This is a genomic window from Edaphobacter dinghuensis (assembly GCF_014640335.1).
Taxonomy (GTDB): Bacteria; Acidobacteriota; Terriglobia; order Terriglobales; family Acidobacteriaceae; genus Edaphobacter; species Edaphobacter dinghuensis.
This window is the reverse complement of the sequence record NZ_BMGT01000003.1, coordinates 767,385-779,044: the sequence shown is the minus strand read 5'-3', so window position 1 is coordinate 779,044 and position 11,660 is coordinate 767,385. Positions and strand designations below refer to the sequence as shown.

8 protein-coding genes are annotated in these 11,660 nt (G+C 58.5%); 5 read left to right on the top strand and 3 right to left on the bottom strand.

Translation table 11 applies throughout. The features are described from left to right. The first annotated feature begins 136 nt into the window (after nt 1–136). Genes IEW09_RS15060 through IEW09_RS15040 form a run of 5 tightly spaced genes read left to right on the top strand, consistent with a single transcriptional unit; the run spans nt 137 to nt 5,888 of the window. Entirely contained in the window at nt 137–1,315 is a 1,179-nt protein-coding gene (locus IEW09_RS15060) for a four-carbon acid sugar kinase family protein (RefSeq protein WP_229739398.1), read from the top strand. Continuing rightward, nucleotides 1,312–2,313, top strand: a complete 1,002-nt coding sequence (gene pdxA / locus IEW09_RS15055; RefSeq protein ID WP_229739343.1) for a 4-hydroxythreonine-4-phosphate dehydrogenase PdxA — start codon at nt 1,312–1,314, stop codon at nt 2,311–2,313. The genes IEW09_RS15060 and pdxA overlap by 4 nt, the downstream gene beginning before the upstream one ends. A gap of 16 nt (nt 2,314–2,329) precedes the next feature. Continuing rightward, nucleotides 2,330–3,868: a sodium:solute symporter family protein gene (locus IEW09_RS15050; protein ID WP_188555007.1), complete on the top strand. Its 1,539-nt coding sequence runs from the start codon at nt 2,330–2,332 to the stop codon at nt 3,866–3,868. Between the two features lie 41 nt (nt 3,869–3,909). Beyond that, entirely contained in the window at nt 3,910–4,731 is an 822-nt protein-coding gene (locus IEW09_RS15045; protein WP_188555006.1) for an HpcH/HpaI aldolase family protein, read from the top strand. An 8-nt stretch (nt 4,732–4,739) separates the two neighbouring features. Beyond that, the gene (locus IEW09_RS15040; RefSeq protein ID WP_188555005.1) at nt 4,740–5,888 is read left to right on the top strand and encodes an iron-containing alcohol dehydrogenase; all 1,149 of its coding nucleotides are present in this window, start codon (nt 4,740–4,742) and stop codon (nt 5,886–5,888) included. A 34-nt stretch (nt 5,889–5,922) separates the two neighbouring features. Here IEW09_RS15040 and IEW09_RS15035 read toward each other — a convergent pair whose 3' ends face one another. From IEW09_RS15035 to IEW09_RS15025, 3 genes are all read right to left on the bottom strand, one after another. Then, entirely contained in the window at nt 5,923–8,469 is a 2,547-nt protein-coding gene (locus IEW09_RS15035) for an alpha-L-rhamnosidase-related protein (RefSeq protein ID WP_188555004.1), read from the bottom strand. Between the two features lie 77 nt (nt 8,470–8,546). Then, nucleotides 8,547–9,686, bottom strand: a complete 1,140-nt coding sequence (locus IEW09_RS15030) for a sialidase family protein (RefSeq protein WP_373282826.1) — start codon at nt 9,684–9,686, stop codon at nt 8,547–8,549. Nucleotides 9,687–9,688: 2 nt separating this feature from the next. Further along, the gene (locus IEW09_RS15025; RefSeq protein WP_188555002.1) at nt 9,689–11,620 is read right to left on the bottom strand and encodes a glycoside hydrolase; all 1,932 of its coding nucleotides are present in this window, start codon (nt 11,618–11,620) and stop codon (nt 9,689–9,691) included. Nucleotides 11,621–11,660: the final 40 nt, after the last annotated feature.

Genomic DNA, 11,660 nt, shown 5'->3' with positions numbered 1-11,660 from the left:
TTACTCCTTAATTGGCTCTTTCTTTGGCTTGCTTGCCAACTGATTACTTCCATTTTGTACACAAATCCGAAAATTGTCTTGCCATGATTTCCATTCATTTGAAAGAATCACTCATCACATAGGGAGACACTTGGGAATGCTAAGCGGCAAGGACGCAAATCAGCAGGGTCCTGAACCGGTTGGCAGATCGGCAGGCTCGAATCTCCGTCCTCTCGCCATCATCGCTGACGATCTTACCGGCGCCTGCGATGCCGCTGCCCCCTTCGCCGTCGCATACGACAGCATCCGTATCTATTTATCCCATTTATCCGACGCTCCTCCTAATCCTGCAAAGACCACCTGGGCCATCACTACCGAGTCCCGCGAGTTGCCGCCCTCGGAGGCTGCTCGCCGGATCAGCCGGATCGCAGAGTCTCTACCTGAAGATATCGAGGTCTTTAAAAAGGTAGACTCCGTCTTTCGAGGCAACACCGTTGTCGAAATCGCTTCTGCGCTTCGCTCCTTCTCCTTCGACTTCGCTGTCATCTGCCCTGCCTACCCTGCGCTTAGCCGCACCGTCATCAATGGCAACCTCATGATTGATGATGTCTGCGGCAGACGAACGCTCTCTCTGCTCGACATGCTCGCCGACCATCGGCCACACCAGCTTCCGGCGAGCCTCTCCATCGACGCTATCGCTGCCCGGCTCAACCAGCAGCTAGGCCAGACTCGCCCCGTCTTTCTCTGCGATGCAGTCGAACAGGCCGACCTCATCAAGTTGGTACATGCCGCAAAGTCTCTGCAAAAGCGTGTTCTCTGGATAGGCTCCGGTGGTCTCGCTCATGCGATCGCAAGTACGCTGCCTGCATCTCAGGAGCCGCGTACTCAATTCCGGCGGACTGGGCCTGTAGTCTTCTTCATCGGCAGCCCCCACGCCGTCACAACCGCACAGGTAGATCACCTTAAACGCGCCACTGGCATCTCGGAACACTCGACGCTCTCCACGCCGTCTCCAATTGCCGATCTTCTGCTGCCTATTCGCAGCGAAACCACTGAGAGCGAGATCCGAGACGCGTTAAAACATCTCACTCCTCAATCCATAGGCTGCCTCTTTATGACCGGCGGTGAGACCGCCTCGCAGCTTTGCCGCGTCCTCGGCATTGAGACTCTTCTTCTGACTCACGAGATCGCTCCCGGCGTTCCCGCAGGCACCGCAGTGGGCGGAGCCTTCGATGGCGTACCTGTCATATTAAAGAGCGGCGGCTTCGGCTCTCCCGACCTGCTCTACTGCATCTCCCAAAGCTTCGCGTCCAAATCTCAAGAGGTACACGTTTGAACCGCACGCAATCCATGTCGAACCCGCTCCATCCCACAGTCGTCATCACGCTCGGCGACCCTGCCGGTGTCGGCGCTGAAGTCGCACTCAAAGCACTGGCAGATTCCGAGATCAGTGGCCTTGCTCGCTTCATTGTCCTCGGCGACCGTCCCGCGCTTGTTCCAGCCGAGCGCTGCACCGGGGTTCGCATGGACGCACTCCCTGTCGAGTTCCGTGACCTCGCTACCCTGCCCGCCGATGCCGTCGTCCAGCCGGGTGAACTGCGCGCCGAATACGGTGCTGCCGCTATGCGCTACGTCCATGACGCGACGCTCATGTGTCTTCACGGCGAGGCCGACGCAATGGCCACTGCGCCACTTAATAAAGAGGCTGTTACCCTGAACGGCATTCCCTTCTCCGGTCATACCGAATACATCGCCGAACTTTGCGGCAACAGCGACTCTCGCATGCTGCTCGCAGGTCAGCACCTCAGCGTCGTCCATGTCTCCACCCACATCGCACTGCGCGAAGCCTGCAATCTCAACACCGAACGCATCATCCGCACTATCGAGCTTGGCAACGAAGCGATGAAGCTTCTCGGCAAATCGCACCCTCGCATCGCCGTCTGCGGTCTCAATCCTCATGCTGGCGAGCACGGGCTCTTCGGCAACGAAGACGCGCAGTTTATTCAACCTGCGGTCGAAGCCTGCCGCGCCAGAGGCATCGACTGCGAAGGCCCCGTCGCTCCGGACACCATCTTCTTTCGTGCCGCGCGTGGCTCTCATGATCTTGTTGTGGCCATGTATCACGACCAGGGGCACATTCCTATGAAGCTCCTCGACTTTGAGGCCACAGTCAATATGTCCCTCGGGATTCCCATCATCCGTACCTCGGTCGACCACGGCACCGCCTTCGACATCGCCGGTAAAAATATCGCCGATGCCGCTAACATGAAAGCCGCAATTCGCATGGCCGCCACCATGGCTCGTCATCGTTTGCAGCAAACTACCACAACATAGAAGATTCCACGAACCCATGCGCGCACTCGACATCCTCGTTATCGCCACCTACCTTACAGGCCTCGTCGCTATCGGCCTGCGGTTTGCGCGGCGTCAGCGCACCACCGAGGACTACTTCGTCGCCGGACGCTCTATTCCGGGCTGGGCCATGGGCCTTTCACTACTTGCCACCATCATCACCAGCGTCACCTTCATCGCGTATCCTGGCGCTGCCTACGCAGGCGACTGGTCGCTGCTCGTTCCCGGAATACTCTTCGTTGGAGTACTCGCTCTCATAGGCTCGGTGATTGTGCCGTTCTTCCGCCGCGTCGTCTGCATGAGCGCCTACGAATACTTCGGCCTCCGCTTTGGCACAGGTGTCCGGCTCTATTCTTCGTTCGCCTTCGCCATCGGCCACTTCTCCAAGATGGGCTTCGTCTTCTATCTGCTAGCGCTTACGCTTTCGAGCATGACGGGCTGGCACATCTCTTCGATCATTCTGCTTACAGCCGCCGTCACGATTTTTTACACTATTCTCGGCGGTGTCGAAGCTGTCGTTTGGAGCGATGTCGTACAGGGCTTTGTGCTTTGGGCAGGGATCATCGTCTCGCTCTGCTATCTTCTTTTCCTTCCTCCGCAGGGCCCTCACGCTGTACTCAGCGATGCCTGGACTCACCATAAGATGAGCCTGGGCAGCACCGCTCTTCGCTTTGATAAGCCGACCATCATCGTCCTTGTCATCTACGGTTTCTTCTTCTACCTGCAGAAATATACTGGCGACCAGAGTGTGGTTCAACGCTACCTTATCGCCAGATCCGATCGCGCCGCCGTTCGCGGCATCGCTCTCGGCGCGGGACTCTGCCTTCCGGTCTGGATCGGCTTCATGCTCATTGGCAGTCTGCTCTGGAGCTTCTATCGCCTGACCGGTGAGCACATTCCCGCCACCATCACGAAGTCTGACGGCATCTTTCCGCACTTCCTCGTCACGCACATTCCCTCAGGACTCGCAGGGCTCTTCGTTGCTGCGTTGCTCGGCTCGGCCATGTCGATGCTCGCCTCCGACATGAACTGCCTCTCTGTGATCGCCGTCGAAGACTTCTACAAGCTCGCCCGGCCTCGCTCGACCGATCGCGAACTTCTTCGAGCCGGACGCGTCGTCGTTGCCCTAAGCGGTGTCGCTGCCGCTCTCGTCGCGCTGCGCCTCGCCCACACACAGGGCAGCGCGCTTTCGCTCTACTACACCATCACCGCCGTCGTTGCGGGAGGTCTGGCCGGCCTGTTCCTGCTCGCCTTCCTAATGCCGCGAGCCACTCGCCAGGGAGCACTCGCCGGCCTGCTCGCGTGCCTGCTGTTTACCACCTGGGCCACGCTGACCGAAGGCGGCAAGATACTCGACCTCGGCCATTGGAACTTTTCCTGGCACGACTACATGATCGGCGCGATCGGTCACGTCATCCTTCTTGTCGTCGGCATCATTGCCAGCCTTCTTCTGCCCGGAACGCCCATCGCCACAGATCTTACCTGGCACGGCTGGCGACACAAGCAATCGCAATCCCGCATCCATGCAAATATCTAGGAGAATCATTGACTGACGCACGCAACCACACAGGAGTACCGATGAACCGCCTTCATAAAGCAATTCAGCAAGCCAACAACAGGCCTCTGCTCGGAGCAGCGCTTTACTCCTACGACCCCGTCTTTCTTGAGATCGCCCGCTACATGGGCTTCCAGGTCGTCTGGATCGAGATGGAGCACGCAGGCATCAGCTTTGCCGAGGCTGCGGACCTCTGCCGCATGGCTGCCGGCACCGGCATGCTCACCATGATTCGCATCCCAGACGCGCGCCGTGAATCCGTGCTCAAAGCTGCCGAGTGCGGGCCGGACATGATCGACATCCCCATGGTCGATACGCCTGAGCAGGTCGCCGAGCTTGTCCGGTATGCTCGCTTCGCGCCCGTCGGTGCACGCGGCTTCTTCTCCGTCTCTCGTGCCCTTCGCTATGGCATCGTCGACAATGTTCCCGCCGAGCAGCAAAGGCTCAACTCGGAGCTCACGCTGCTCGCACAGATCGAGACCAAGGAAGCCCTCGCCCGCATCGAAGAGCTGGCCGCCATTCCCGATGTCGATCTCTTCATCGGACCCGCTGACCTCGCCGCCAGCCTCGGTATCCCCGGCGAGACCAGCCACCCTAAGCTTCTCAAGGCTGCCGAGCAGATCGTTCAAACCGCACGCAAACACAACAAGAAGATCGTCACCGCCTGCGGAGCTGCTGACTTTCCTCACTGGGCTCGTCTCGGCGTCGATCTTCTCTTCTGCACCAACAACATCACTGCCCTCAAAGCGGGAGCGCAACTCGCGCTTGACGCTGCCAACCAGGCCATCGACCTCGCCACCAAAGGGGTATCCAAAAATCGTCAGCAGGAGTCCGTGATTCGCTAACTATGCCGATGCGCACCATCACCTTGCTGCAACCCAACCGCCTCGTCTTCGGAAGCGGCTGTTTGACAAACGCGCTCGATTACCTGAGCGCGTTGCCGCAGCCTCGCATCCACATCGTTTACTCTGCCTCGCTGCACTCTACGATCGATCACCTCAAGCGACAACTCTCCACCACCGGCATTCCCGTCACCTCTGATCGCGCATCAGCCGGCGAGCCTACTCTCTCTTCTTTCCACGCTGCGCTCGAGCGCGCTCGCGCCACAGAACCGACCTGCATTCTCGGCATCGGTGGAGGTAGCGCGCTCGATCTCGCCAAGTTGCTTGCCGCTTTTCTTCATAACGCGCAGCGCATCGAGGACACCTTCGGCATCGGCCTACTACGCTCGCGCAACTGTCACCTCGTTTGCATACCGTCGACCTCGGGCACGGGCAGCGAGGTCTCACCCAACGCCATCCTCCTCGACGAAACAGCGCAGATCAAAAAGGGAGTTATCAGTCCATGCCTTGTTCCCGATGCCACCTTCATCGATCCAACACTTACTCACTCCGTGCCACCCGCCGTTACGGCTTTCACAGGCCTCGATGCTCTCACCCACTGCATCGAGGCATACACCAATAAGCACGCGCATTCTCTTGTCGATCTCTACGCTCTTGAAGGCATTCGCCTCTGCGCTCGCTTCCTTGCTCGCGCCACCCACGACGGTAATGATGCGGAGGCACGCGAAGGCCTCTCTCTCGCCAGCCTCTATGGAGGGCTCTGCCTCGGCCCGGTCAACACCGCTGCTGTCCATGCCCTCGCCTATCCGTTAGGTGGCGAGTTCCATATTCCGCACGGCCTCTCTAACGCAATTCTTCTTTCGACGGTCTTTCGCTTCAATGCTGCTGCCTCTCCTGAGCGTCACGCCGACGTAGCTCTCGCTCTAGGAGCAGAACTCAAATCGACTCCGTTGGAAACTGCCTATGCAGGAGCCGCTCAACTCGAAGCATTAACTCGTACCTGCAACATCGATACCAACCTGGCTCACCATGGCATTGGCCGCAACTCCATTTCCCACTTGGCCGAAGCAGCACTCACTGTTCAGAGGCTGCTGAGCAACAACCCTCGCGAACTAACAAGGCATGACGTCGAACAGATCTACGCTGCGTGCTTTGCCTGACACCGGCATCTGGAAACGGATGCCGATTTGCGCTCTATTCGCCGACGACGTAATGTCCCGCCTGCTTTAACACCACGACACAGCGCATCCCACCTTCGACACTCTCTCCTTTTTCAACTTCTCCATTCACCCTTACGCTCGTAGTCCCCTTAGCTACTGGCACCGACAGCCTCGCTACCACTCCCTGAGGCAGATCGACTACGAGCGTCATCCCAGTATTGGCTTTCTTCGTATCCACCGTGATCAGCCCGCGCGGCGTCGGCACTGTACCCTTCACCCACTCGAGATCAAGCAGATCAGGCCGCAGATTCACGGTCTCAAATCCTGCTCCTGTCGGCTGAACTCCCAATACCTGCTGCGTCAGCCATGCTGTAGGGCCGGCCGACCATCCATGTGCGAGCGAGACAAAGTACCCCGAGCGATTGTCCGCTTGCAGCGATGCGTGAAAGTCTTCCTTGTACCAGTCCACGTCATACGCCTCCCAGAAGCTCGTCGCTCCCTCATCGAGCATTCCGCCCCAAAACTGGCGCATCCACTGAAGTGCATCCTCGCGATGCCCCATCTCTGCCATCGCCCTCAGCACGTAATCGCCGTAATAAGGCGACATGATCGGCCCATGCCCGAGTCCCGGCCCAGCATCCTTGCCAACCTGCGACAACACATCATTCCAGATCGCCGTATAGCGCTCCGGCCCTGCTGCCCCGCTGATCACCGCCGCAGCATTGGTCTGCCAGCGCGGACCAAAGGTTCCTGTCTTAGCATCCGTCAGATACTTCTCTGCCGCGGCCTTCACCGTATCCGCTCGTTGCGCATACTTCGCCGCGTTGGTCTCATCGCCGATCTCGTGCAGCAGGTATGAGGCTGCGTGATAGGCACGAACGAACTCGAGCGTCGTTGCCCGTCGCGTCTCTGGCGTATCTCCATTCAGATCTGGCGACCAGTCGACGTATAGCCACACATTGCTCTTGTTCGCATAGATGCCGCGTGCATCGAACTCACTGTCAACCAGCGTTAGCAGTTGCAACATGCGATCGTGCTCGCGCTCGAGAAACGCCTTGTCTCCTGTATGCCGATAAAAATCGGCTACTCCTGTAAACCAGAACGACGAGTACCCCGGAATTCCGTTTACATGCTGGTCCACCAGTTGCTTCGGATCGGCACCCAGCAGACGATCGAGCGTGTCCTCCATCAGGGTCTTGTCCGCAAAGACATCTTCAATTACCTGGCCGCTCACATCGAGGTCGCCCATCCAGCGCCCGCGATCTCTCTTACTCGCGTCCCACACGCCGTCCTGCATGCACAGATGTGCCGTGTACGCTCCTGTCTCCCAAATCCGATTCAGCATCGCATCCGAGCTCTCGAAGCTGCCTTCGTACTTCACCGGGTAGTAGATGTGATCCGCGTGAATTGACTTGATCCGCAGTTCCGGCGCTCCCGCGAGAAAGCGCACCTTCGCATAGCGAAACGCCGACTTGGGCGAGTGTCCCACTCCATGCGGCGCAATCGTCATCTCGTTGACACCCAGGTAGGGTACCTTGAGCGCCTCGGACTCCGATTCGCCCAACTGCACCGTCACCTTCATCGGCGTATTCGAGTCGCTCACGATCTCGAGCCTTCCCGTCAGCTCTCGTCCAAAGTCGAGAAACAGGCTCGGCCCATTTGCATCCGTTACCTGCGCCGCAGGCAGATGCACCACCACATCTCCGCTGTCGCTTGTCAAATTCCCTAATCCCTCAAAGCTGCCGCGTCCCGCATAACTCGCCAGCACCTTATCGACATGCAGCGGTAGATGTGCCAGGAACGGCGAGATTCCGTCATATCCCGGCCAGTCATAGAGCCCCGCATCCGCGTTCCATTGGAACAGCTCAATGTTGCTCTCGATTCCACCGAGCGACATCACAGGCTTCCACGCAGCGTCATGAAAGCTCGCGCTCTGCCATCCGCTCTCCGCCACCGTCGAGCTCTTCCAGTCACTTCCGCTATGCATCAGATCAGCAGCCACCACACCCGGCTCGCGCGGCACAATCTTCGCTACCAGCACCTGGCCGAAGGTCTGCTGCCGTACCAACGCGCTGTTTGCAAAACCCGTAACGCCACGCCCGCGCACAGCTTCAATCGCAATCACATTCGCTCCGGTATGCAGCAACTTCACCACCGGCATGGCAAACACATGCATTCCCAGCGGCGAGCTTGTATCACTCGCCACCTTTTCCGCGAGCTGTCCATTGATCCAGACCGAGACTGAGCGTGGCCCTGCAATGTAAAGCGTTGCCTCCTTTGGCACAGCCATCACCTGAAAGTGAGCGCGAAAATAATGCGGCTCCGTCTGCTCAGTAATCGCAGGAAACGTATAGATCAGCTTGTCGCTTTTTGCCTCTGCTGCCGTCCACACATACTCCTCAGGCAATGGCTTATGAATACGCCCTTCGAGCACCGGCGCCGCAGTCATCTCACGCGTCGGGTCCAGCGGAGAGATCGTACTCGGCACCAGAGTCTGCGTCAGTGGCAGGTCCTGCGCCCACGCGGTGTATCCCGCCACCGATACCAACAGCAACACTGCCAACACAACCAGCTTCTTCATGCACGAACCTCACTCGATCTCTTGCAACACGCAGGCCCCGGGCCCAATACGAATTTCAATTGTCCGCCACAACGCTATCAGCGCGCCGGCACTTCTTTCAACGGAAGATGCATATGCTTGATCGCCGTCCGATGCCAGGTATACGTCATATCCAGATCGCCGTCTTTATCCTGAATCAGCGCTGGATACGAATACTCTCCCGCACCCTGCTCCAGCGTGGCAAAGACGCGGAAGTGCTCGCCATCGCGGCTCACGGCAAGGTTCAGCGGCGATCTTCCCCTTGGCGTATCGTTGAAGATCATCACCACGCGCCCATCTTTCAGTACCACTACATCCAGCCCCGAGTTGTTATTCGGCACATCAATGAAGCGTGTCTTGCCCCAGGTCACACCGTCATCGAAGGAGTCCGCCACCACCACCTTCGATGCCAATGTCTTCGACCGCGCATAAAAGCGCAGATGCCTTCCACCCATGCGTACGACCGAGGGCTGAATAATGCCTTCAAATGTCCGCGGTTCATGGTCCTTCTTGCGTAGCTCCATGCTGTCCATCGGCGGTTCGGGTGACGGCGGCTCCGCCTTGTCCTGCGCCTCGGTCACCACCATCGGCCCAATCTTTTTCCACGTCTCCGCGTTGTTCACGCTACGCTCGATCCACACCGCCCATGTCTTATAAGCCTCAACCGAGGAGCCGCTCACCACCGTTCCGTCAGCCAGCACAAGCGGCTTCGCCCGAATTGGCCCCAGCAGACCTGCAGGTAGCTGCTCGGGCTTCGACCAGGTATTCCCCTCGTCCTTGCTCCACATCCGCTGGCCCGACCAGCTTCCCGTATCCTTGCCTGCCTTGTAGTAAAGCCACAGCCGCCCGTCCTTCGTATGAAACAGCACAGGGTTCCACGTCGGCACGCCCTTTGCACGAGCGGCCTCTACCGGCTTCGACCAGACACCATGCTCATAACGCGAGGTCCATATCGCCACATCCGGCGCGCCTTCCCTTGCTCCTCCAAACCACGCAGCCATTAATCCGCCGTCCTTCAACTCCACTACTGTCGAAGCGTGGCACTGCGCAAACCCGGCCGATCCCGGCTGAAAGATCATCTCGCCCTTCGGCTGAACTCCTGCATCTGTGTTGTGCGCCACCTGGGCTCTTGCTCCCACGCCACAAGCTATTACCGCCGCAGCCACCAGCCATCGCATTCCACTTATTGCCACTTTCATCCTCACTTTTGTTCTTCCGCGCTGAAGTTCGACAACGTCACGATCTCACCCGACTGAACCACAACCTCTTCCGGTGCCGCGCTCTCGACATTCTCCAAGTAAAAGCTCGTCTTCTCCATCCGCGTCCACTTCGGGCCTTTCCATTCCACATTCAACCTCTTTGCCTCGATCGACCGGTTCATCACAATCAACGAGCTCTTCGTGCCGTCGGTAAACGCCGCCGTCAACAGGTCCTTATCACCGCTCTCCGACTCTACCCGCTTCATCCCTTTGAGCACGTGCCGGCTGAAGGCCCCCAACACCCGTAACTCGAAGCTCGATGCCACCGGTACTTCACCTTGCGATCTGTCCGGCACCAACAACGATCGCGAGCTTCCAAATGTCGGCTGTTCCACATCGAGCAGAAGCCAGCAATACATCAGGGCTTCGGCGTCCAGTTCGGTCAAATCCTTCTGGTATAACTGTCCCACCTGTAACGCCACGCGATACGAAGGCTCTTGATAAGCTCCATCGTTCAGGCAGATCTCCGTCGCCAGAAACGGCTTACCTTCGCTCTCCTCTCGCATCGACTGCAGACGCTCGTCATACATATCCGGATTTGCCAGAAACTCCTGGTAGTCGTACTGATGCGCCGCCGTGTAATCGGTGGCCTTCCATGCCTCGGGATAGCCCTTCAAATCCTTCACCCGATTCACAGCTATCCACATATAGGGCGCATCGGCCATCTGAATCTTCGTCGTTTGAAATCCCGCGGCATCAAGCGCTTTGCGCAGCGCCGTCGTCATCGCGGCGAAGACCTGTGGCGGCTGCTCCACCTCGTTCTCGATCCCGACAATCTCCGGCGCCGCTCCCGAACGTTCCTTCGCCTTCCGGCAGAACTCCACCACCGTTCGCGCATACACGTCAGGCTTCGCCGCCTTCTTTACGACCTTGCCCCACGCGTCGATTACCGGTTTACCCGTGTTGGTATAAGCCTCAATCGCCCACGAAGGCAGCGCCCACATCTCGTACAGCACCATGCCGCCCATCTCGCGCGTCTTCCTGCTGTACTCAAAGTCCGAGACCTCTCCGTTAGGAAAGTTGTCGCCATAGTAATGAGGAGTCGCATCGTGCAGATCGTCTACATTCGACAGGTCCTGCTTCATCTGCGTGCCCATCGGGTACTCGCGATCGATCAGCAGGTTGTACCGACGCAGGATCGCCCAGTACTCCTTCTTGCCCTCGTCACTCAGTTCAGCGTAGGCCGGAATACTGGGGCTACCACCAAATCCCAACATCACCTGGTGCGTCTTGCCTGGCTCAACCGATACTGTCGTCTCACCGGTCCTCTCTTTGAGCAGCGCTCCTGATAAAACCATGTGCTCGTTCCGCGGACCGGAAAACATCAACTGCTGCCGCGTCAGGTCGAAGACCAGCGGAGCCTCGATCACCTTCTCTCCGTTCAGTATCACCATCACCGAAAGATGAGCATCCGCCACTACCGTCAACTCGCGCACATGCCCTACAAACTGTCGCTCCTGCTCGCGCACCACCTTGTCCGGATAGCTTCCGCCGCTCAGCGCCACCGAGTCGTAATACCTCTCCACCAAATGCACCTTCGTGTCCGTCAGCTCCACCGTCAACCCGGCATGCGGCCCGGTAAAGATCCACGACAGCTTCGACTCCCGCGGCACATCCTGATCCAGTCGCAGTGTCCGCCGAAACAGCACCGGAAGCGACTCATTCCCATATACCCGCGCAATCGCATCCGGCCTGGTCCATCCTGGCCCGGCAGGTCCATCCGAAGCAAACGTAAATCGTTGCGCTGCCTCCTGCATTACCGGTTGGGCCTCCGGCAGCCGCAGCGCCTGCTGTCCCCATACCTTGCCTGCACATAACGCGAGCAGCCCCATGCATCCCAGCACTCGTACACAACGCAATCTGTTCTCGTTCAAAAAACCATCCTCAAGCACTCGCCATCTATGGCAACCTGCG